At 47.7% G+C, this 22,053-nt stretch carries 18 protein-coding genes; 13 read left to right on the forward strand and 5 right to left on the reverse strand.

Translation table 11 applies throughout. The features are described from left to right. Positions 1 to 110 precede the first annotated feature (110 nt). Positions 111 to 866, forward strand: a complete 756-nt coding sequence (locus PV783_RS12350) for a metallophosphoesterase family protein (RefSeq protein WP_420988176.1) — start codon at positions 111 to 113, stop codon at positions 864 to 866. 12 nt (positions 867 to 878) lie between these two features. On the opposite strand, the gene PV783_RS12355 is transcribed toward PV783_RS12350, so the two are convergent. Then, positions 879 to 2,627 carry a hybrid sensor histidine kinase/response regulator gene (locus tag PV783_RS12355; protein WP_420988177.1) on the reverse strand — a complete coding sequence of 583 codons (1,749 nt, stop codon included), beginning with the start codon at positions 2,625 to 2,627 and terminating at the stop codon, positions 879 to 881. 209 nt (positions 2,628 to 2,836) lie between these two features. Between PV783_RS12355 and PV783_RS12360 the strand changes: the two genes are divergently transcribed. The 5 genes from PV783_RS12360 to PV783_RS12380 all read left to right on the forward strand — a co-directional run bounded on the left by PV783_RS12360 (position 2,837) and on the right by PV783_RS12380 (position 10,215). Further along, positions 2,837 to 4,189 carry a TlpA family protein disulfide reductase gene (locus PV783_RS12360; RefSeq protein ID WP_420988178.1) on the forward strand — a complete coding sequence of 451 codons (1,353 nt, stop codon included), beginning with the start codon at positions 2,837 to 2,839 and terminating at the stop codon, positions 4,187 to 4,189. Positions 4,190 to 4,493: 304 nt separating this feature from the next. Continuing rightward, positions 4,494 to 5,723: a PepSY-associated TM helix domain-containing protein gene (locus PV783_RS12365; RefSeq protein WP_111580087.1), complete on the forward strand. Its 1,230-nt coding sequence runs from the start codon at positions 4,494 to 4,496 to the stop codon at positions 5,721 to 5,723. Positions 5,724 to 5,946: 223 nt separating this feature from the next. Further along, the gene (locus tag PV783_RS12370; protein ID WP_079468479.1) at positions 5,947 to 6,882 is read left to right on the forward strand and encodes an NADP-dependent oxidoreductase; all 936 of its coding nucleotides are present in this window, start codon (positions 5,947 to 5,949) and stop codon (positions 6,880 to 6,882) included. A 323-nt stretch (positions 6,883 to 7,205) separates the two neighbouring features. Next, a complete protein-coding gene (locus PV783_RS12375; protein WP_420988179.1) occupies positions 7,206 to 8,078 on the forward strand; it encodes an EamA family transporter in 873 nt (290 codons plus the stop codon). 124 nt (positions 8,079 to 8,202) lie between these two features. Beyond that, entirely contained in the window at positions 8,203 to 10,215 is a 2,013-nt protein-coding gene (locus PV783_RS12380; protein ID WP_420988180.1) for a hypothetical protein, read from the forward strand. A gap of 7 nt (positions 10,216 to 10,222) precedes the next feature. Here PV783_RS12380 and PV783_RS12385 read toward each other — a convergent pair whose 3' ends face one another. Together PV783_RS12385 and PV783_RS12390 are read right to left on the reverse strand one after the other, a co-directional pair. Beyond that, positions 10,223 to 10,423 carry a hypothetical protein gene (locus tag PV783_RS12385; RefSeq protein ID WP_420988181.1) on the reverse strand — a complete coding sequence of 67 codons (201 nt, stop codon included), beginning with the start codon at positions 10,421 to 10,423 and terminating at the stop codon, positions 10,223 to 10,225. Positions 10,424 to 10,526: 103 nt separating this feature from the next. Beyond that, entirely contained in the window at positions 10,527 to 11,756 is a 1,230-nt protein-coding gene (locus tag PV783_RS12390; protein WP_420988182.1) for a cytochrome-c peroxidase, read from the reverse strand. Between the two features lie 90 nt (positions 11,757 to 11,846). Between PV783_RS12390 and PV783_RS12395 the strand changes: the two genes are divergently transcribed. The 3 genes from PV783_RS12395 to PV783_RS12405 are packed head-to-tail and all read left to right on the forward strand — an operon-like array spanning position 11,847 to position 14,528. Beyond that, complete coding sequence (locus PV783_RS12395; protein WP_420988183.1) at positions 11,847 to 12,455, forward strand: RNA polymerase sigma-70 factor; 609 nt, start codon at positions 11,847 to 11,849, stop codon at positions 12,453 to 12,455. Continuing rightward, the gene (locus PV783_RS12400; RefSeq protein ID WP_420988184.1) at positions 12,455 to 13,420 is read left to right on the forward strand and encodes a FecR family protein; all 966 of its coding nucleotides are present in this window, start codon (positions 12,455 to 12,457) and stop codon (positions 13,418 to 13,420) included. Before PV783_RS12395 ends, PV783_RS12400 begins: the two co-directional genes overlap by 1 nt. Beyond that, positions 13,383 to 14,528 carry a hypothetical protein gene (locus PV783_RS12405; protein WP_420988185.1) on the forward strand — a complete coding sequence of 382 codons (1,146 nt, stop codon included), beginning with the start codon at positions 13,383 to 13,385 and terminating at the stop codon, positions 14,526 to 14,528. The genes PV783_RS12400 and PV783_RS12405 overlap by 38 nt, the downstream gene beginning before the upstream one ends. 108 nt (positions 14,529 to 14,636) lie before the next feature. Here PV783_RS12405 and PV783_RS12410 read toward each other — a convergent pair whose 3' ends face one another. Next, complete coding sequence (locus PV783_RS12410) at positions 14,637 to 15,869, reverse strand: TlpA family protein disulfide reductase (RefSeq protein WP_420988186.1); 1,233 nt, start codon at positions 15,867 to 15,869, stop codon at positions 14,637 to 14,639. A gap of 235 nt (positions 15,870 to 16,104) precedes the next feature. Between PV783_RS12410 and PV783_RS12415 the strand changes: the two genes are divergently transcribed. Genes PV783_RS12415 through PV783_RS12425 form a run of 3 tightly spaced genes read left to right on the forward strand, consistent with a single transcriptional unit; the run spans position 16,105 to position 18,758 of the window. Further along, on the forward strand, positions 16,105 to 17,004 hold the full coding sequence (locus PV783_RS12415; RefSeq protein ID WP_420988187.1) for a hypothetical protein: 900 nt from the start codon (positions 16,105 to 16,107) through the stop codon (positions 17,002 to 17,004). Then, complete coding sequence (locus PV783_RS12420; RefSeq protein ID WP_420988188.1) at positions 16,997 to 18,058, forward strand: sensor histidine kinase; 1,062 nt, start codon at positions 16,997 to 16,999, stop codon at positions 18,056 to 18,058. Before PV783_RS12415 ends, PV783_RS12420 begins: the two co-directional genes overlap by 8 nt. 4 nt (positions 18,059 to 18,062) lie before the next feature. Continuing rightward, positions 18,063 to 18,758: a LytR/AlgR family response regulator transcription factor gene (locus PV783_RS12425; RefSeq protein ID WP_420988189.1), complete on the forward strand. Its 696-nt coding sequence runs from the start codon at positions 18,063 to 18,065 to the stop codon at positions 18,756 to 18,758. Between the two features lie 102 nt (positions 18,759 to 18,860). On the opposite strand, the gene ppsA is transcribed toward PV783_RS12425, so the two are convergent. Next, positions 18,861 to 21,275 (reverse strand): phosphoenolpyruvate synthase, encoded by a 2,415-nt coding sequence (gene ppsA / locus PV783_RS12430; RefSeq protein ID WP_420988190.1) that lies wholly within the window; start codon positions 21,273 to 21,275, stop codon positions 18,861 to 18,863. 212 nt (positions 21,276 to 21,487) lie between these two features. Between ppsA and PV783_RS12435 the strand changes: the two genes are divergently transcribed. Further along, positions 21,488 to 21,991 carry an Lrp/AsnC family transcriptional regulator gene (locus PV783_RS12435; RefSeq protein ID WP_079469990.1) on the forward strand — a complete coding sequence of 168 codons (504 nt, stop codon included), beginning with the start codon at positions 21,488 to 21,490 and terminating at the stop codon, positions 21,989 to 21,991. Positions 21,992 to 22,053 lie beyond the last annotated feature (62 nt).

Genomic DNA, 22,053 nt, shown 5'->3' on the forward strand with positions numbered 1-22,053 from the left:
GCCACCACAGAAAACCCGGTTCTTGCGAATGGTACTATTCAGCGGAACAATTGTATTTTTCAGGGTTTATTATTGCGTGAAATATGCAACGCATAAATTAAATTGTAACGTTGCAAAATCAAAATGACAACAGAATGTTGAAGCTGGCCATCATCAGTGATATTCATGCAAACCTGCCTGCGTTGATATCCGTATTGGAAGACATAGAACAGTTTGGCGCCCACCAGGTATATTGCCTGGGTGATCTTACAGATGCGGCGCCGTGGCACAATGAAGTAATAGACCTGATCCGGCAAAAGAATATCCCTGTAATTATGGGTAATCATGATGAACGTATTGCCTTTGATCATCCTGTATATCCGCTCAGTAAACATACGCCGGAAGAACAGGCAGCACGGCTCCTGGCTATCAACTATACAAAAGAAACCATCAAGCCGCAACACGCAGCTTTCCTCGCAGAACTGCCACGCCATATACAGATGGATGTTGCTGGCCTAAAAGTATTACTGGTACACGGCAGCACCCGGAGCAACGATGAATACCTCTACCACGATCATGATGAAAACGATTTGCTGGGAATGATGGACGAACATCATGCAGACATTATGGTGACCGGGCATACCCATCTCTCTTATATACGCCCGCTGAAAGCGGCAGGAAAAATGGTGATCAACACCGGTTCCGTAGGCAGGTCAAAGGAAAAAGACCGGTTGGCGTCCTACCTGCAACTAACGGTTACCGGCAGCGAAATTACGCCGGCTATCCGTAAAGTACCGTACCCGGTGGAGGAAACAATAGCGGGCATCCGGAACAGTCCCATCCCGGATTTCTATGCACATTTTTTAGCGGGGAGTGATAAAGTGTAGGATGTATCAGGGCTACCTGGCAATTGAAACCGGCCGGGTAGTATCCGCCATGATTACCAGGTCTCTCAATATCGTATATAGTTGTTCAATATTTACCGGCTTGCTTAAAAATCCATCTGCACCGGAAGCAATCACTTCTTCCTTTACTTCACTATAGGCATTGCCGGATACCAGTATAAAGGGGATCTGCCGCAGCTGGCGGTCGGCCCTGAACTGCGACAACATTTCCACGCCGCTGGTATAGGGCATGATCATGTCCATTAATATCGCATCCGGTTGATGCAGCCGCGCTTTGGTGAGTCCCTGCGGACCGGAATCGGCCAGGATCGCTTCTATGCCCATGCGTTTCAGCGCCAGTGAAAACGCGAGGTGGTTCAGGTGGTCGTCGTCTACTACCAGTACTTTCAACCCGTTTAATATGGAATAGTCGATGATATGATCGATAGCAGGAGGGGGCGTCGTAATTTCCACCGGCATCCGCAGCGTAAAGATGCTGCCGCCGCCATCCGGGTTATCTGTTACGGAGAGATCGCCTCCCATCATGCGGGCCATATGCCGGGCAATGGGCAGTCCAAGCCCGCTGGATTCTGTATGTTGCCCCGGTTCACTCACATACGGATCAAAGATGTGTTCCTTCCGGTCGGCGGAAATGCCCACCCCCTGATCGGTTACGGAAACCACCAGCTGGTTGTTTTTCATGCCGGCCTTCACGGTAATGATCGACCGGAACGTGGTAAACTTAATGGCATTGCTGAGCAGATTCACGATAATGGTGCGAAGCTTGGATTTGTCTGCCAGGATATACTCCGGCAGGTTGTCGCTCAACGAAATGTTTATATGTACAGATCTTCTTTTGGCGAGGTATTCATAGGTGTCGCATAAATGCTGTACCCAGTCGCTGAAGTGGAACGGCGAATGACAGATCTCATCTTTTCCTTCCTCAATTTTCGCCCACCCCAACGCGTTGCTCATCACCAGCTGCATATCCTGGCAGGCAAAATGTACTGCTTCCAGGTGGGCAATGCCTACCTGTACCGTCTTTTTTCCCTGGTCGGCTGTTTCAATATAATTTTGCAGGATGCTGTTCACCACGTTTAATGGTGATCTTATTTCGTGCGTGGTTTCACGTACGTAGATGCGCATGGCCTGGTTGGCTTTGTCAAGCTGGTTTACCAGTGATTTGAGTTGTTTATTCTGAAACCTGCTTTCCTTTGCAAAATAATACAGGGCCGTTCCGTTCAGGAAAGTAGCCGCAATGATCACCAGCCAGTGTAAATATAATTCGGTTTCCTTACTAAGGGGAAGTGAAGCAATGACCGGGTACCTGAAATTAAGCACCACCAGTATCATTACCACCGCGCTGGCAACAAGCGCCAGTACCTGCGACAGCGGCTTTTCAAATACCAGGAATACACAAAAAGCAAGGAAGGGGGCAAACAGGTAGATCTGGGAAGCAGGCCCCAGCAACACACCAAAAAACCAGATAGAGATACTGTGTAATAAAAACATTAACTGTTTCCCGTAAACCGGTTTACTGTACCGGGTAATCAGCAGCGTGGAAAGAAAGAGGGCGCTTTCCAGCATGGCCGGGTAAAAAATAATTCCGTAGCCGGTCATATAATATAACAGGCATCCAAGCGTAAATGCCAGCAGGCTGGCGCTTATAGCCAGGGAATTGACAATCTTTATAATCCGTTCCTTTGTTTCGTTTGCCTCCGCATTACGGCTGTTCATCCTGGTAAGGGTAATGTTGTTTTTCATAAAATCCAGGTTTTCGTGTTAAGGGGTTGCAGGTTTTTCTTTCCTGACGCATTCAAGGTAGAAGAATGCAGATTATCAAGTGTAAATTCTTTGTAAACAACATTCTTGTTTTAACAGAGGTTTAAAGTTACCGGGTGAAGATTTGAACAATTAACGCACATTTTTTTGTCAGTTATAAACACTACTTTCATATTTAAATTATTGTGTAGATGAATGTCCGTTTGTTTTACCTGGTCATCTGGCTGTTTATCATACCTGTGGCGGGGAAAGGCGCCATCGTTATTGAAGGGCAGCTACCCGCAAACCCGCACAGCCTTGTCACCCTGTACGGCTATGCTGATTATATCAGTAAAGCACCGGTGGAAATACTAAAGGTACATACAAACGGCGCGGGAAATTTCCGGGTAACCGTAACGGATTCCTGCGGCCCATTGCTAAAACTACTGGTGGAAAACAGGTCGCTGTCCTTTTTTGCACTGCCGGGCGGTGCCTATACCATCCGGGATACTACCGGCCAGCTCGTAGTAACCGATGCGGCCGGCGTTCCCGTGAACCAGCTCCTGCATAACATGGAACAGGAGCTACTGAAAAACTGGTATTCCTTATTTGTGGATACCACCGGTAATTTCCGGCTAACCATGCCGGCAGATACCGTTTTTCAACGCTTTCACAACATAGTATTAAAATATACCGGAGATACTACATCAGCAGCTTACCCGCTGCTGCGCTATGATGCGGCGGGCTATTACCTGGCATTTATCCGTCAGCTGCCGGATACCATTGGTTTGATGGATCATTTTGAGAATGATTATTTCAATAACCCGCGCATCCAGGAAAGAAATCCGTTTTATATGGAGCTGCTGGGAAATGACATGATGATAAGAATACTTTACCTGGCCCATCAGCGGTACAAAGGAAGCCCTGGTCAACTCATTGATAAGGTGACCCACGAAGCCGCTTACTTTAAATCGCCGCAGCTGCAACAACTGGCACTGGTAGCCGGCTGCAACCAGGCATACCGCATCAGCCGCGAACCGGAGATGAAAGATGAACTGTCGCGCCGTATCCGCGCCACCATCCCGGATAGCCTCTCCAACTTCCGCATCAGGAACATGCTTTCCCGTGTTATCTCGGAAAATACCCGCGCCCGCATCGGGAATAAATTTCCGCTGCTCACACTGAAAAATGAAAAGAATGAAACCGTGAATTTTGGAGATATCAAATCCGATCTTATCCTGGTCGACTTCTGGGCCACCTGGTGCTGGGGCTGCGTGGAAGGAATGAAAAGCTTTCCCGCATGGATCAGCCAATGCAACGGCAAACTAACCATTGTTACTGTTTCCGTTGACGACAATCTTCAGGCAATGAAAGCATTCCTGGATAAACGCGAAAGGGTTCCCGGGGTACTGTCGCTGTACAACGGCCGCACCGGCGGCTATCCCGATAAATTACAGCTTGCCGGCTACCCCACCTATATCCTTCTTAATAAAAAACGCGAAATAATTGCCATGCCTGGCTATACTTCTGCTGTGGCAGAACAGCTGAAAGCCGCACTGCACTAACGTATATGGATAATTGAAAAAAACAGCTGTCGCAATCCGGAAAAATAAATCCCCCGAAAAATTCCCGATATCGAAAATGCTTTGAGCAATATACGTCTACTTTTGCAGGAGATCAGATACCTGTAAGTATGCTGTATGCTGAATACCCGGATACCTTATGCCCTTGCCTGTACATCGTTTCAATAAAAGCTGTTTAAAATGTATATCAGAAAACTAAGGCTTCAGTTGGGCTCACGGTTAATGGCGGAAAGATGACGGCAATCGCCAAAGCAGATTATTGATATTACCTTTTATGCAGAAAAATATGAATGCAAGTTCAAAGAAAATGGCCGGGAAAAAAGCAAACTCCCGGTCGCTGTTTTACCGCATCTCCGCCTGGCTGCATTTGTGGCTGGGCATTGCTTCCGGTATTATAGTAGTGATCGTATGTATAACAGGGTGCATCTATGTATTCAATGAGGAAATAACCGGCTGGATGGAGCCGGAAGCAAATGTTCCGGTGCAGTCGCAGCCGCTCATCGCTCCTTCAAAGATCCTGGAAGTAGCAGCGAAAGAATATCCCGGCAAATCCGTAGGATATGTACTTTATAAAGAAGGCAAAGCAGTGGAAGCCAACATCGGCGCGAGAAGGGGAGGTTCTACCCTGAAGCTGAATCCCTACACCGGCGCGGTGATCAATAAAGTAAACCGTAAAGAAGGAGAACTGAATTTCTTCAGATGGGTGCTTAACGGGCACCGCTTCCTCTGGCTGCCGTTTAAGATCGGCCGCCCTATTGTGAACTACAGCACCCTGATCTGCGTAATCACCCTCATCAGCGGCCTGGTATTATGGTGGCCGAAAAGATGGAATAAAAGTACCCGTAATCAAAGCTTTAAAATAAAGTGGGGAGCCAGCTTCAAACGGGTCAACTACGATCTGCACAACGTACTGGGCTTTTACGCACTGCTGGTACTTTTTGCTATAGGCGTTACCGGTATGGTATATGGTCTTGAATGGTGGAGTAAAAGTCTCTACTGGGCTACTTCCGGTGGAAAAACACTCCCCGAATTCAGGGAGCTGAAATCCGACTCCCTGCAGGCTGGCAAAAAACACTATGATAACCTCGGCCAGAAAATGGACATCGCCTGGAAAACAGCGGTGGATAAACATCCGGAGGCATCCGGTTTTTACATGGCCTTCCCGGATACCTCCAAAGCCACGGCTTCTATTACCGTTATTGTATATCCTGAAAAAGGACAGTACTACAACAATCAGCGGTACGTATTTGATCAGCACACGTTGGAACCGCTTACCGGTAATAAATTATATGAACAGCGCTTCGAAGAAGCTGAATTTGGCGCTAAGCTCAGGCGAATGAACTATGATATCCACGTAGGCAGCATCCTGGGTTTGCCCGGTAAGTTCATGGCGTTCTTCGCCAGCCTGATCGGCGCCACATTGCCCATCACCGGGTTTATTATCTGGTGGGGCAAAGGCCGGAAAAAGAAAACGCCGGCGCCGGTAAAAAAGAAGGCGCAAACAGCGGCGGCATAAAACAAATGTTCCCCGGATATATAGATTCAGAAAAGAAGGGTATCATTCATTTGATACCCTTACCATTGCCTTCAGCTCACACAGTGGAGACAAAGAGTACCATACTGCCATAAAGAAGGATCATCAACCGGTATTGATACAGGAAATGTACAGAATTATACCATTAATGTACAGGGGAATAGCGGTATTATAGGTATAAATTTGCGCTCATAAATCCTGGAATATGAAAGCAATTGTTTTGAATAGCGCAGGAAGCGTAGATAACTTAGTACTTACGGACCTGCCGGTACCTGTACCGGCTGAAGCCGAAGTGCTGGTAAAAGTAAAGGCCATCAGCATTAACCCGGTAGATGTTAAAACCCGTGCCGGCAATGGCCGGTACAACATCCTGAAAGAGGAAAACCCCCTGATCCTCGGCTGGGATATTTCCGGTGTGGTAGTAGCTTCCAACTCACCGCTGTTCAAGGAAAACGACGAAGTATTCGGAATGGTCAACTTTCCCGGTCACGGCCGCGCCTACGCGGAGTATGTGGCGGCACCGGCGGCGCACCTGGCGTTAAAGCCGGCGAACATCTCCCATGAGGAAGCGGCTGCAGCTACCCTGGCGGCGCTTACCGCCTGGCAGGCATTGATAGATCATGCCAGCATAAGACCCGGTCAGAAAGTGCTGATCCATGCAGCCGCGGGCGGTGTGGGTCATTATGCGGTGCAGCTGGCCAAACGCCTCGGTGCGTATGTTATCGGTACTTCTTCTGCTGCCAATAAAGACGTAATCCTGGGATTGGGTGCAGATGAGCATATCGATTATCACAACCAGCGGTTAACAGACCACGTACCGGAGGTCGATTTTGTGCTTGATACCATTGGCGGCGATACCATTGATCAGTCGCTCGAAGTAATGAAACCCGGCGCTACCATCATCAGCATTCCTTCCGGTTTCCGGGAAGCTGTAACCGCCAAAGCGGAAGCGAAAGGCATGATCGGCTTTTTCATCCTGGTGGCTTCCAACGGGGCGGAAATGGCCAGCATCGCTGCTTTGATGGAGCAGGGCCTGCTCAGGTCCATCGTGTCCAAAACATTCTCCCTGGAAGAAATGAAACAGGCACATCTCCAGATAGAAACCGGCAGAACAGTAGGTAAAATTATCGTACGGGTTTAACCGTTAGTAACGATCTCATTATCACAGCAGCGCAGTTTACACAGGCGGTGGCCCGGCCGCCGGCGCTGCTGATTTTTTTAGAGAGATGTAAAGAAATATTTCTATCTTGTGGCCCATAATCAAGCACAAATGCACCGTATTTATTCAAGCACACCTCCTCCTGCTGTTGTTGTTTTGTTCGCAAAATAACCAGCATTACTACGGCTCTTAGCTATTCCTGTTGCAGGAATCAGTTCGTCATTTATATGCACTAAGTCTGTTTATTGACCTGGTTATTTTCGTGTACCCGTATTCTCTCTTATTTTTTTACACAACCGAAAATAATGACCAGGTATATATTAATGGTTTTCGCCGGCGCATGCAGCTTCGGCATCCTCTCTACTTTTGTAAAATTAGCCTACCGCGAAGGCTATACTGCCGCGGAAATATCCGTTACACAAGCCTTTACAGGCATGATTGTTTTATGGCTCCTGTATCTCATCACCCGGCGGCAACGCCACCCCATGAAGCCCCGCGATTGGGCCTGGATGCTGATTACAGGCGGGTGTATTGGCCTTACCAGTTTTGTGTATTATGTGTCAGTGGCTTATATCCCGGCATCAGTAGCTATCGTGATCCTGATGCAGTTCACCTGGATTGGCCTGCTGATGGAAGCACTGCTGTTTAAAAAGAAGCCATCCGTATTACAGCTTATCACCACCATACTGATCCTGGTGGGAACCTGGATGGGCAGCGGATTGGCTGGTGGCGGCCTTGCCGGGCTGTCGGTGAAAGGCATGCTGTACGCAGGAGCTTCCGCTTTTTTATATGCAGTGTATGTGATTGTCAACAGCCGCGCAGGCAAATCGCTCGATGCCGGTAAGAAAAGCGCGGCTACCATCACCGGGTCCACGCTTTGCATCTTCCTCGTGAATGCGCCGCAACTGGTGGCCAGCACTCACTTCGATATAGGGCTGCTAAAGTGGGCGCTGTTCCTGTCGCTTTTTGGCACCATTATTCCGCCATTGCTGTTTGCAAAAGGAATCCCTAAAGTAGGTGCGGGTATCAGCGCCGTGATCATGACTGCCGAATTGCCGGTAGCCATTGTATGCTCGCATTTTATCCTGCATGAACCGGTGAACGGCCTGCAGTGGGCGGGCGTTGCACTAATGCTGCTGTCGATGCTGCTGCTCAATGCACATTATTTCCGCAAATAGAGGAGGGGACCGGGTATTTTGCCCGGTTCTTTTTTCATGCTGCCACGAATTTTACGCAATCGTTTGTGCCGGAAAAGTCCGCTGAAATCGCCTAACATTATCCTCCGTTCAACAGCTGCAACCCATGAAAAGAAGATCCGTTTTTATTGCCGCATTACTGCTCTCCCGTTTATCTTTATCTGCACAGGTGTATTATGCCGGTACGGCCCCGGCGGCAGCAGTGGCGCAGCCTGCCACCAATACACTGGGAAATAATATCCTGGAAGTGAAAGTAAGCGTATCGAAAAACCATCTGCAACAGGTGGCATTCACCGATAAACTGTCTGCAAAAACCATCTCTTTTCCTCAACCTAATTTGTTTGAATTAAAATTGAAAGATGGTACCATATTAACTGCCGCCGATTTCCAGGTTAGCACAAAAGACGCGGGTAACATCGCTTCCTCACGGGCCGCAGTACGGCTGATAGACCGCCTGCCGGGTAAGCAACTCACCTTTACATTGGTAAATACCGCAAAGGATATTCACGTGATCTGGCAGATCACTTTACATGATAGCTGTAACTTCATCCAGCAACATTTTCATATCACCGACCCTGCGTCTGCCGTGGATGAACTGCTACTGGTAAATGTTCCATCGGCGTATCAGCCGCAGCTCTCCGGTATAGTGGATGGCTCGCCGGTTATAGCCGGCAACAGCTTCTTCGCCCTGGAACATCCGATGGCGCAGGGTCGTGTAACAGATAAAGGCGTTCAAAGCAGTGTAGCGGCATCTGCCACACTGCGCTCCGGCAACGGCTTTGATGTAAGCGCGGCCTGGGGCGTTACTCCGGAAAAACAACTGCGTCGCGGCTTCCTTTACTACCTGGAAAAAGTACGCGCCGTACCTTACCGCCCTTTCCCGCATTACAACTCCTGGTACGATGTGGGCTACGACGGCAGAGAAATTACGGAAGCCAACGCAATGGACCGTATCCGCCTGTTTGGCGACAGCCTCGTGGTAAAACGCAAAGCAAAGATCAGCGCTTTCCTGTGGGACAGTGGCTGGGATGATTATAATAAACTCTGGTATTTCAGCCGTCACCTCCCCAACGGGTTTAAGAAGATGGAAGCGCTGGCCACCAAATATCATTCGGCAATGGGTGTATGGGTATCGCCCTGGGGTGGCTACGACCAGGAAAAGATCAGTCGCCTTGCCAGCATTAAAACGCTCCGTCTTCCTTTTACACCCAACGATAATGGCCTAAGTCTGGCGGATAAAAACTACTTTGACTATTTCAGAAAACTAACTACCGGTTTTGTGAAAGACCAGGGCGTGGTAAGTTTCAAGTTCGACGGCGTAGGTGCAGGCAACGGCGCCAGCGGGGCAGGAGAGAAGTATGCCAAAGACGTGGAAGCATTTTTACGGGTCATCACCGATCTGCGCAAAATGAAACCCGGCCTCTTCTTTAATTTAACCGTAGGCACCTGGCCTTCTCCCTACTGGCTTAACTATGGCGATGCCATCTGGCGCGCCGGCGGCGATATGGATGTACAGGGCGCCGGCACCAAAAGACAGCAATGGATCAACTACCGCGATGCGGAAGTATATAAAAATGTAGTGCAGCGCGCAAAATTATATCCCCTGAATGCGATGATGTATCACGGTGTGGTAATCAATAATGAAAATGGCGTGGGCGCCGGCTTCACCAACGACGACAAAGGCATTGCAGAAGATATCTGGGAATTTTTTGGCAACGGTACCGGCATGCAGGAATTGTATATCAACCCGCACCTGATGAGCAGCAACAGCTGGAATGTGTTGGCCCAGGCCATGCGCTGGTCCGAAAAACACCGTGATGTATTATCCGATGTGCACTGGATTGGCGGTGACCCCGGCAAACAGGAAATTTATGGCTTCGCCGCATGGAACCACCAGGAAGGCACCCTGACCTGGAGAAACCCATCTCCCGAAACAAAAAAAGTTGCTTTCCGGTTAAATGAAGTACTGGAATTACCGGTTGGCTATCATGCAAAATTTTCCGTCTTTAATGTAAGGGAAGATGTAAAACAACAAAGCGAAATGGACAGTGATGAAACGATTATGTTTGAACTGGAGCCGTTCGAAGTGAAAGTGCTGGAACTGAAACCGGTGAAATGATTCCCGGTTATTTATGACGGGCGATTTTTATTACAGCGTTTAATGCTGCTAAAAACAAATCAGCTTCTTTTTTATTTCGGATAGACATCGAAAGACTATCATTGCTTAAACGCTGCGCAGAAGTATCCTCAACCGGCTTGTTTACCTTCGTGGAAGTTGCCGCAAGCTGGATAATTTTATCTGTTTTTTGCTGGATATTCTTCGTCATTAAGCACTTTGTTTAAGTACACGACGAAGACATAAATAGTAACATGTTTTTTTAAATTTAAAACAGAAGGCGCCTCACTTCTCCGTGAAGCGCCTTCTGATCCTCATTTAAACGGGTCCGCATACTTAGGCTCCGTCGCCAACGACTGATCAGTCAGTGTTTTGAGAAAAGCAATAATATCATTTTTGTCTTTCGCGGAAAAAACCAAACCTCCGCTTTGTATTCCCGAAAACTGTATCCCGATATTTGGATTTTGTTTGATCCCGGTGGAATAGTGTTCTATCGCGTCTTCGAGAGTGGCAAAGCGGCCATCGTGCATATAAGGGGCGGTCAGCTCCACATTCCGCAGGCTTGGAATTTTAAACGTGCCCTGGTCGGCGGGTTTGTGGGTGATCTCACCAATGCCTTTGTCGGTGTAGTTACTTTCCAACCCGTTGTTGGAGCCAAAGCCGGTATTCACGCCGGTATTGTCCACAATGAGGTAAGAGGCATTTTTTCCTACTCCGGCAGTGGAGAAATCGCTGTGACATTCAGTGCAGAAATCCGCCTGCATCAGCCGCATACCATTCTTTTCTGAAGTGCTGAAGTTGCTGAATTGCGTGGCTACTCCCTGGTCATATCTGGAATTGAAGGATACAATGCTCCGCAGGAACTGCGATAACGCCCTGGCTATTTTATCGGAGGTAACCCCTTCGTTTCCGAAAGCAGCTTTAAATAGTGCAGGGTAGTAACTAATACCTGTTAACTTCGTTTCAAGAGCAGCGAGGGAAGGTATGCCCATTTCTATATGATCCAGGACCGGCATCAGCGTTTGCGTTTCAATATCTTTGGCCCGCATGTCCCAGAACATGGTGGCCGACCGGAAGAAGCGGAGATTCACCACCGGCATACTGTTACGCCGGGTTAAATTCCCTTCAAATCCTTCAGATGTAGCTACGCCGTCGGTAAAGCCTTTTTCCTGGTGGTGACAGGAACCACACGACCGGGTATTATTCACCGACAATGCCTTATCATAAAATAATACCCGGCCCAGGGTAGCTCCGGCATTGGTAATAGGATTGCCAACAGGAGTATTGTCCAGGGTGGGATTAGCGTTCATAAATGCCTGCATGTAAGGCGGCATATTATTGCGGGTGCCCACATAGTCGTAAAGTGTACCCGGCAGGTTGGGAGCGGTAGGATCGTTTCCTCCGGGTTCCGGGTTCGGCTCATTGGGTATAGGAGCGGGTGTGTCGCCGTTGTTCTCCTTTTTACAGGAAACCGAATTTAAAATAAGGAGGGCTACCCCGGCTATCAGGCAAATCAGGTTTCTTTTGCTGATGGTTTTCGTCATGAGTACAGATATTTGGGCTAATACACTTCAATTCATTTTTACCCTTACCGGGAACCATTAAAAAATTATTTTTGAAACAGATAGGGGGATTTGAAAGCTGAAGTGTATAATCAGGGAACGATCACTTCAATCACGGTAACCGGTTTTGTATTGAACGCACATATTGGCAAGGTAGATGACCTGTACAGGCAGATAGAGACATACTTTCATACTTATTTTGAAGGTTTGCACCGCTATGCCTTTACCATACTAAAAGATAATAATGAGGCGAAAGATGCAGTACAGGCGGTTTTCCTGAAGTTATGGGAGAAAAGGACAACAATAGACGGACAGCAGTCGGTGAAATCCTATTTGTATACTGCCATCTACCATTATTGTCTTAATATAAAAAGACATGAAAAAATAAAAGATCATTACGTATCAACCAACAATCATACTACCGGCGAATTCAGGAATACCCTGGTCAGCAAAGAAACTCAGCAACGGATCATGGTATGTATCGAAAAATTACCGCCACAATGTAAACTGATTTTCACCAAAAGCAGGTTTGAAGGAAAGAAGTATGCAGCCATTGCAGCAGAAATGAACCTTTCTGTAAAAACCGTGGAAGCCCAGATAGGAAAAGCCTTGAGGATCCTTCGTGAGGAGCTGTCGGACATGATGATCGCTGTATTTATTTTACTTTTATTACAACCATAATGAGCAACGGGGAGCTGTTATACGGGTTATTAGGGAAGTACTTTTCCGGGGAAGCCTCTCCGGAAGAAGCGATGACCGTGGATGACTGGATCATGCAGCACCCGGATCACCGCAAATTATACAACGAAGCAGCAGCAGCCTGGGAGGCAGCAGGGAACAATCCGCACCACCAGTTGCCGGATAAAGCGCTCTTATTTCAGGAAATCACACAAAAGACAGCAGGGCATAAACCGAAAAGGAGCACCTGGCGCATGGCGGCAGTCATACTGGTGCTGATAGGCGCCGCTACCCTTTATTTTGTATGGCGGCCATCTCCTGCAGACACTCCTTTGGTCATCAGGCAAACCACCACCGGCATTTACCGCGATACCCTGCCGGACTACTCCCAGGTAGTGGTGAACAGCCACTCGGCTATAAAGTATACCCCGGGACTCGCAGATAAAACAAGGTTCATTCAGTTAACCGGGGAAGCCTGGTTCAATGTAACTTCTGATCCGTTAAAACCGTTTATAGTATCAGCAGGGGATCTGCGCATTAAAGTATTGGGCACTGTCTTTAATGTCCGCGGACTGGCAAATGTGATTGAAGTAGCGGTTACCAGCGGCGCTGTATTGGTCAGCAAAGGAGATACAAGTATCACAGTAAAAGCAGAACAACAGCTGGAGTACAATATCATCTCCCAACGTTTCAGTATCACCCGCGCTTTTAATCCTAATAAAACAGGGTACGCTACAAGGATCTTTAATTTTGAAAATGCCTCGTTGAAAGAAATCATCGCCCAACTGGAAAAAGCATACAACATTAAAGTGATCCTGGAAAATGAACGCCTGGAGAACTGTACCATGAGCAGTGCCTTTGAGAATAAACCAATACAATACGTATTTGAAGTGATTTCAGTTACGTTGAATGTACAATGTAGATTTGAGAATGACAGGGTATATATCAGTGGGGCAGGATGTAATTAGTCTGCTATCGAAATTTTTTATAGCTGTAGGGTTAACCTTTTTAACAGCCACCGTTTTTGCTCAGGAAGCTACAGTGAACTTACAGAAAGAAGTAACTGTTCCGGTTGCAGACATGCGCCTGGACGCCTTGTTGACCCTCGTCAGCAAACAGGCAGGCATCCGGTTTTCCGTGAACACACGGAAGTTTCCTACCTCCAGGACCGTACATGTGAAAAAAGGTCCACAATCCTTATTAAGGCTGCTCACAGATCTGCGTGAACATACCGGTATTGATTACCGCGTGCTGGGTGGCCATATTATTTTTGTAGATGCCCTGGCGCTTATCCTCACAAAAAAAAATCCTGCGGTTGTAAAACAGGAAAGAGTAACACCCCCCGCCCGTTTTGTAATTATCCCTGTTTCCCCGGTAACTACCAAACAGACAGACGCAATATTTCCCGCGTTGGACACAGTGAAAACAGATACCGGCTACATCAGGCCGAAGGCCATAGCATTCCCCCCGGTTCCGCAGCGGTATGCAGAAAACGGCAACACACCCATTGCCGGTGGCGTTAAAAGAAACGGCCCCGTGTTTTCGTTGAAACCATATGCCGCCGCAGGAATAGTAGCAGATGAATCTTTTTATGTGAATCCAACTATCCAGGCAGGTCTCCCATTCCTTTACGCACTGGGCTCCTGGAGTACTAACTTCTCCTTCTCTATGCTCCGTTATGGCGCAGGTACCTCCATACGTTTATCAGACAGCTGGCGTTTACATCTGCAGGGTACTACAGGAAACATGGAAGCGGGCTACGACTCGCTGGGATATATACAAAAAACAGTAAAGGTGCAGCTACACAAATTGGCACTCGTTGGAGAAAAACAAATAGGCAATCATTGGCGGCTTCAGCTTGGGGCAGCACTGAATAGCCTGCAAACAGCCTATTATACAGATGGCAAACCCACCGCCCTGAAAATGGAGGAGAGCGAGGCGCTCGCACATGTAAAATATTTTAAACCACCTTATACTATCAGTAATAATTTCTCTCCGGATGCAACCCGCAGTAGTAAATTATGGATAGGTTTTCAGATCGGGATCTTCTACCGCCTTAATTTTTATAAAGAATAATAAGTTTTTTTTCTCCATTTACGAAGAGAACAATAAAAGTATCATAAAAAAGAAGCCGTCTCACGATATGGAGACGGCCTCTTTCCCTTTTAATGGTTGGTAATATCATCAGAAGCCCGTCATCGGAACGCTTGCTGCTTGCGACGCTTTGGCCTTCGTGCCTTTGGAAATGCTTTCCTTTATTTTTGCTTCAGTATCATCACTGTACCCGGTGAATCTTTCCATAATTTTACCTTCCGTATCCACGAGGTAAAGTGTGGGAATACCTGAAAACTGGAACTGTTCCATCGTTTTATCCTTGTTATCGCTCAGTAACTGATCCCATGGCATTGCTTCTTCTTTCATGGCTTTCTTCCAGGCATTTTTATCTGTATCAATGGAGATGCTTACTACTTCAAATCCTTTGGCTTTGTATTCATCATACAGTTCCTTTACTTTTGGAATAGCCTGGCGGCAGGGACCACACCAGCTCGCCCAGAAATCTACCAGCAGGTATTTACCCTTGTATTTCTCCAGTCCGGCCAGTGCACCGTTGGCGTCGGGGTATTTTACGGTTGGCATAGGCTGACCGGTTTTCAGTTTCATCGCCTGTGCTTTATTGGTGATAATGGTTTGCTTTAGCTGTTTGGCTTCAGATAGCCACGGGTAACGCGCAATGAGCTTGTCGAGCAGCTGCATGGCCTTGTCGTATTTGGCGCCGGCCTCTGTGCCTGCCATGCCGCGAAGGGCGTATACCAGTACCGGGCGATCGGCATAGGACCGGGTGAGCACTTCTTCCCGGATGCTGAAATCTTCCCGCATAGGATTATACTTCTTCGTATTTTTCATATATCCGTACCAGGTAGTATCGGTTGCTTTTTTGGCGTAATACTCCATGTTGTACTCATCAATCATTCTGCGGTAATTCAGCTCACCGTTCAGCGTCATCAGGTTAATGAAGTTGTTATCGTAAGATCCTTCTACATAGTTATAATGCGGGATTTTAATTTTATAGAAAGAAGTATCATAACCCCTCAGATCCATTTTTACATCTGCATCGCTCCAGAAAGTAGCCCGGTCCCAGTGAAGGGCGTCTACCGTATAAATGCCCTGGTGGTCCTGTTTGATCTTAAAGGTGAAGGTATTGTCTTTCGCCAGCAGGCAGGAATCTACCACTACAGGCTTTCCGCTGAAATTGTCTTTCAGCAGCCATATTATATTGCTGCTGCTTTTAGGATCGGTAAATTCCACGGTACCCTTTACGGTGATAGATTTTACCACGTTGTTCTGCTGTGCCAGCAGGGCTGCCGGTGCGGCTAAAAGGGCCACGGGTAGGCACATCGCATAAACTGCTTTCTTCATTATTGGTAGTAATTTATTTTTATGAATGTACCGGCAAAGTAAACATCGTTTCTTTGATGCTTACAGATAATGGACATACCGGGTACAATAATGTACGAACCGGCAGGAGGCAGGGACCAAAAAAATACCCGCTGTTTTATGGAAAAACAAAGAGGGTATATAGTACCTTCAGCACTTGTTGAACAGTAAACGCACATATAAACCATACCGGTACCTGGTACATCTCGCTGTGTGGATGGCATTAATATTCTTATACGCCTTTCCCATGATCCGGGTAAACTGGCCTTCATCTTTTGGGATGAAGTGGGTGCTGGTACGCGAGGTGTTGTATGGCTGTATTAACTTCCAGTTGTTTTACCTGCTGGCATTTGTGTGGCTGCCCCGGCCCCTGAAAGAACGGAAGTACCTGGAAGCAGCCGCCGGTACGCTGCTGCTGATCGGTATCTTTTCTGTGATCAAGTACGCAGCAGGCTATTTCTTTTTCCCCGACCAGGTATTGCTGGGCATGATCCCGCTCATTGGATTTCCCAAAGTGTATATGCCGTTTACCGATTATTTACCTGCTACGCTTAAAACCGGCGCCGGCGTGGCATTGCTGGCATATGGCTATTACCTGTTCCTGCAATGGCGCAATACCGGCCCGGCCAACCGCCTGCTGGCTGTCACTGCAGCCCAGGCCCATGCACGGTATGAGCGGATGCATACCGGCTCGCGGCACTTGCTCCACCACCTGCAGCTGCTTACGCCGGTACTGGAAGATGAACGGACACGCGAACACGAAGGCACACAGGCCATCCTGCTGCTGTCCGACCTGCTGCGGTATATGTTGTACGATAAAGCGCTGGAAAACGAACGGGTGGCAGTAAAAAAAGAACTGGTGCATTTTGAGAAGTATGTCCACCTGCGCGCATTGCTGATAGCCACCCCGCATTTACATCTCCGGGTAACCGGGGAAGAACATCCGGGCCTCATTGCTCCGCTACAGTTACAACAGCTAACGGAAGAAAGCCTGCAACAGTTCAAAGACACAACCGCGGATATTAATATCACAGTAGAAGTGAATACGCATGAACTAACGCTGTTACTCACACAGCGCGACATTGCTCTTGCTCACAAAATAAAACTATATGCATAGCGCCCGTAAACATATCAGCCAGTTTTTGCTCCTGCTGCTGGTATGGATGCTGCTGGTATATGGTGTAAGTCTCCTGATGGCCACCCGGCACATTCCGCAGTTGCTGCGGCGCATCACCATCAACGACGGATTATTTGGCTTCCTGAACTTTATCCAGTTTTATATTTACCTGAAATGGATCCTGCCACCTTTCCTGGAAAAGAAAAATGTGGTAAAACTGTTTAGCTGGTTGATACCAATACTGCTGGGGTTTATCCTGTTGAAGTATGCCGTGGCAAAAAATTTTTTCCCGGAAGAAACGCTGCACAGAGGCTACCGGATAGAACAGGGGCAACGGGTGGAAGTATATACCACACTGCCGCAATACCTGGTAAACGGATTATGGAGCGGGGCCATCATCCTGATAGCCGCTTTTTCCGTACATCTTTTTATGTTGTGGCTGGACGAAGATAAACGCAGGGCCATTTTACAACAGAAGCAATTACAGGCAGAATCAGGTTTTTTAAAGATGCAGCTGAATTCACATTTTCTTATCAATAGTCTGAACAGCATTTATTCACTGGCGCTAACAGGCTCGCCGGAGGTAGTGCCGGCCAATAAAACCCTCACTAACCTGCTTGCCTATATGGTAAATCAGTCGGCTGATATTGAAGGCAGGGAGTCGGTATTGGCGGAGATCCGCTACCTGCAGGATTTTGTAACCCTGCAGCGGATCCGCACAGGTTGTGAGCAAGGTGTTATTTTCAACTGGCCCGCGCAACTGCCGGATAAAAGTATCGCGCCGCTGCTGCTGGTGCCTTTCGTGGAAAACGCTTTTAAACACGGGATCACTAATCGTCCGGAGAGGCCCGTCACCATTACGTTGCAAGGCAGTGAACAACAGCTGGTGTTTAGTGTGCACAATTTTATTTCAGGCGCTCATCACGATAAAACAGGCGGCATCGGACTGGACAATGTGCGGAAACGTTTACAACTGATCTATCCCGGTCAGCATCAGCTGGAGATCACCGAAAGTAAAGCGGAATATTTCATTAACTTAACGGTCAACTGGTAACAATATGGCAGTAAAGTGTATAGTGGTAGACGATGAGCCACTGGCCGCACAGGTATTGGTGGCCTTCATCAACAAAACGCCGGACCTGCAGTTGTTGAAAACATTTCATCATCCGCAGGAAGCGCTGGCATTTGTGAAAAATGAACAGGTAGATTTAGTATTCCTGGACATACAAATGCAGGAACTCAGCGGTATTGAATTTATGCAGCTCGCACCGGGCGGCATGCAGGTAGTGATTGTTTCTGCCTACGATGAATACGCTGTGGAAGGTTTCGACCGCGAAGCGGTGGACTATCTCCTGAAACCCGTATCGTTTGAGCGCTTCGCCCGTACCGTACAACGGGTGCTGGCAAAAAGCGCTCCCGCTATTTCACAGCCCGCAGGCACCGATTATATTTTTGTGCGCACCGATAAACGCATCGTGCGGGTAGATGTAAAAGATATCCTTTTTGTAGAAGCGCTCCGTAACTACGTAGCTATACAAACTGCCAAACAGAAGATCCTTACGCTACAAAACCTCCGAAGCTTTGAAGACATCCTGGCGCCCTTCCGTTTTTTGCGCGTGCATAAATCGTTTATCATCTCCCTGGATAAAATAGACAGCATAGAACGGCAACGTATTTTCACCGGCGATCATCATGTACCTATTGGAGATGCGTATCTGAAACAGTTCATGGAAGCGATTAATATGCACCGGTAACATTATTGCATTTAAACTAAAAATGGCCCGCCAACCGGCAGGCCATCTTTAATTTGAACCCCTGAAACCCGGACTTCTCAGGTCCCCGGGGCTACTCCTTTTCTAATCCTCCGCCTCATGAATCGCCATCACCGTTTTTATGATTGCATCTGGTGTAACTGAAATACTATCTATACCTAACTGAACAAGGAATTTGGTGAAATCCGGAAAGTCTGATGGGCCCTGCCCGCAGATTCCTACCTTTACTTTCTGTTGCTTCGCTACCTTGATCAGGTGTGCAATCAGCCGTTGCACGGCGGGGTTACGCTCGTTATAAAGATTGGCCACCAGGGAAGAATCCCTGTCGAGACCAAGTGTGAGCTGTGTCAGATCATTGGATCCTATCGAGAATCCGTCTATGTATGCAGAAAATTCTTCGGCCATCATGATGTTGGATGGCAGCTCGGCCATCAGGTATACTTCCAGTCCGTTCTGTCCGCGGCGCAGTCCGAATTCCTCCATCGTAGCCAGCACCAGCTGAAGCTCTTCCACGGTGCGGCAGAAAGGGATCATCACCACTACATTCTTTAGCCCCATTGTTTCCCTTACTTTGAGGATGGCTTTACACTCCAGTTCAAAAGCAGGTTTGTATTCGGGGGAATAGTAGCGGGAAGCGCCTCTCCAGCCTATCATGGGGTTTTCTTCCGTGGGCTCAAAGTATTTACCGCCTAATAAATTGAAGTATTCATTACTCTTAAAATCGGAGAAGCGAACAATTACTTTTTCCGGGTAAAAGGCGGCAGCAATTTTTCCTACGCCATATGCGAGTTTATCAATAAAGTAATCTGTTTCGCTGGCATGTCCCTGGATAAGTTGTGCAATCTTTGCAGACAGTTCGGGATCATTCAGTTCTTTGTGTTTCAGCAACGCCAGCGGGTGCGCTTTGATGTAGTTGTTGATGATAAACTCTTCGCGGGCAAGTCCCACGCCTTTGTTTGGCAGGTGTGTGAACTGGAACGCCATCGCGGGAGATCCTACATTCAGCATCAGTGGCGTGCGGATGGCAGGCAGGGTGCTCAGGTCCAGTTTATCTTCCCGGAACGGCAGGATGCCTTCATATACAATGCCATCGCTGCCTTCTGCGCAACTCACGGTGATGTCCTGGCCGGCGTTTAATTTTTCGGTAGCATCGCCGCAGCCAACAATGGCGGGAATGCCCATTTCACGGGCTACTATGGCAGCATGACAGGTACGTCCGCCCTTATTGGTTACAATAGCGGAAGCCATTTTCATGATGGGTTCCCAGTCGGGATCAGTCATGTCTGTAACGAGGATGTCGCCCGGTTTAAATTCGCTGCCGGTAATCAGGCGGTTGTCGAGGGAGAAGAGGATATTCACTTTGCCCACTGCAATCTTATCGCCAACGGCGATGCCTTTCAGCACTTGCCGGGGAAGCGTGCCGTTATGATTGATTGCGTAGGTGGTGATCTGGTTATGATCTTTGCGCGAATGAATGGTTTCCGGCCGCGCCTGTACAATGAACAGTTCATTGGTAAGCCCGTCTACCGCCCACTCTACGTCCATCGGGCACCAGCGGCCTTTTTTCTCCGAGTAGTAAGTTTCAATGCAGCGCACCCAGGTAGCCAGCTGCATGATCTGTGCATCGTTTAAACAAAAATGTTGCTGCTGCTTTTTTTCTACCGGGATAATCTTTGTTCTTTCATCACTGCTTTCACCGTACACCATTTTCTTATCCTTCACACCCAGTTTCTTTTCAATGATAGGAGTGTAGCCGTCTTGCATACAGGGTTTGAACACAATAAATTCATCCGGTGATACGGCGCCCTGCACAACCATTTCTCCCAAACCAAAAGAGCCGTTGATCACCACTACTTCCTTAAATCCGGATTCGGTATCGAGGGAGAAGGCTACGCCGGAGGCGCCAAGATCCGCACGCACCATTTTCTGCACACATACGGATAAGCCTATACTAAAATGATCATACCCGAAGTTCTGGCGATAGCTGATGGCACGGTCGGTGAATAAAGAGGCAAAACAGTTTCTTACGGCATCAATTAAAGCCGCGGGGCCTCTTACGTTGAGGAAGGTTTCCTGCTGACCGGCAAAGGAGGCATCAGGAAGGTCTTCCGCGGTAGCAGACGACCGCACGGCCACATCGGTTTGTTCCTGTCCGTATTGATGCGATAAAGCATAATACGCGGCAATGATTTCTTCGCTCAGCTCGTGCGGAAAACGGGTGCTGCTGATAGCCTGCCGTATTTTCTGACCCGCCCTGCGCAGGGTGATGATGTCACTGTAGTCTACTGTGGCCACCTGCTCTGCAATAAATTGTTCGAGCCCGCTTTGCTTCATAAAATCATAGTATGCTTTGGTGGTGATGGCAAACCCGGAAGGAACCGCTACGCCTGCTTCCGATAAGTTGGCAATCATCTCACCCAGCGAGGCCGATTTACCGCCAACTAAGGCAATAGCATCCATGCCCACCGCGTGGAGCGGCAGTACAATACTTTCTCTCATGTAAAAATGAGTTTAGTGAATAATAATATGGAAGGACGGTTTTTTGTCTCCCAAAACGTGGTTAGATTTCTATGACACCAAATTAGATCATGCGGAAATGGAATAACGGCAACCCGGATAAAAGCGAAAACAAATCTAAAAAAAGGGGATACCTCCGATTTTTTTTCATCAAATCAGTAGCAGTATCATTATTTTTGATAAAAAATCGGCCCATGAATTTTATACCTGACCAGATTGATATGTGTATAATGGACATATTGCAGGAGGACGCCAGGACCACAAATAAAGAGATTGCCGCCAGGTTGGGTAAGTCAGTTACTTCCATATTTGAAAGAGTGAAACGCCTGGAAGCAGAGGGGTATATTTTACGCTATATCGCCGTACTTAATAAAAATAAACTGGGCAAAAATCTCGTGGCCTGGACCAGCATCACCCTCAAAGAGCATGGCCAGGACCGGTTTCCGGAGTTTGAACAGAAGATCAATACCTTCCCCGAAGTAATGGAGTGTTATAAAATGAACGGGCAGTTCGACTACCTCCTGAAAGTACTCATCGCCGACATGGAAGCCTATGAAGTATTTAATTTCACCAAATTATCCAAGCTGGATAATATCTATAAGATCCGCAGCCTGTTTGTTTTAGCAGAAACAAAACAGGAAGTGGAACTAAACCTCAAAACAGGACTGCAAACAAAACTGCAACAGAAAAATAAATAATTTTAAAAAGTAGGGAGACGGTTTTTTTTCCGGATTATCGTAATTTCAGGAAAAGTTAACCC

This window comes from Chitinophaga sp. CC14 (assembly GCF_048957795.1).
GTDB classification, from domain to species: domain Bacteria; phylum Bacteroidota; class Bacteroidia; order Chitinophagales; family Chitinophagaceae; genus Chitinophaga; species Chitinophaga ginsengisegetis.

What these genes read in the sequence shown, in the direction of transcription:
- PV783_RS12355 (WP_420988177.1), bottom strand. Translation starts at nt 2,627, where the DNA reads ATGAAAAACAACATTACCCTTACCAGGATGAACAGCCGTAATGCGGAG.
- PV783_RS12360 (WP_420988178.1), top strand. Translation starts at nt 2,837, where the DNA reads ATGAATGTCCGTTTGTTTTACCTGGTCATCTGGCTGTTTATCATACCT.
- PV783_RS12365 (WP_111580087.1), top strand. Translation starts at nt 4,494, where the DNA reads ATGAATGCAAGTTCAAAGAAAATGGCCGGGAAAAAAGCAAACTCCCGG.
- PV783_RS12370 (WP_079468479.1), top strand. Translation starts at nt 5,947, where the DNA reads ATGAAAGCAATTGTTTTGAATAGCGCAGGAAGCGTAGATAACTTAGTA.
- PV783_RS12375 (WP_420988179.1), top strand. Translation starts at nt 7,206, where the DNA reads ATGACCAGGTATATATTAATGGTTTTCGCCGGCGCATGCAGCTTCGGC.
- PV783_RS12380 (WP_420988180.1), top strand. Translation starts at nt 8,203, where the DNA reads ATGAAAAGAAGATCCGTTTTTATTGCCGCATTACTGCTCTCCCGTTTA.
- PV783_RS12385 (WP_420988181.1), bottom strand. Translation starts at nt 10,423, where the DNA reads ATGACGAAGAATATCCAGCAAAAAACAGATAAAATTATCCAGCTTGCG.
- PV783_RS12390 (WP_420988182.1), bottom strand. Translation starts at nt 11,756, where the DNA reads ATGACGAAAACCATCAGCAAAAGAAACCTGATTTGCCTGATAGCCGGG.
- PV783_RS12400 (WP_420988184.1), top strand. Translation starts at nt 12,455, where the DNA reads ATGAGCAACGGGGAGCTGTTATACGGGTTATTAGGGAAGTACTTTTCC.
- PV783_RS12405 (WP_420988185.1), top strand. Translation starts at nt 13,383, where the DNA reads ATGACAGGGTATATATCAGTGGGGCAGGATGTAATTAGTCTGCTATCG.
- PV783_RS12410 (WP_420988186.1), bottom strand. Translation starts at nt 15,869, where the DNA reads ATGAAGAAAGCAGTTTATGCGATGTGCCTACCCGTGGCCCTTTTAGCC.
- PV783_RS12415 (WP_420988187.1), top strand. Translation starts at nt 16,105, where the DNA reads ATGGCATTAATATTCTTATACGCCTTTCCCATGATCCGGGTAAACTGG.
- PV783_RS12420 (WP_420988188.1), top strand. Translation starts at nt 16,997, where the DNA reads ATGCATAGCGCCCGTAAACATATCAGCCAGTTTTTGCTCCTGCTGCTG.
- PV783_RS12425 (WP_420988189.1), top strand. Translation starts at nt 18,063, where the DNA reads ATGGCAGTAAAGTGTATAGTGGTAGACGATGAGCCACTGGCCGCACAG.
- ppsA (WP_420988190.1), bottom strand. Translation starts at nt 21,275, where the DNA reads ATGAGAGAAAGTATTGTACTGCCGCTCCACGCGGTGGGCATGGATGCT.
- PV783_RS12435 (WP_079469990.1), top strand. Translation starts at nt 21,488, where the DNA reads ATGAATTTTATACCTGACCAGATTGATATGTGTATAATGGACATATTG.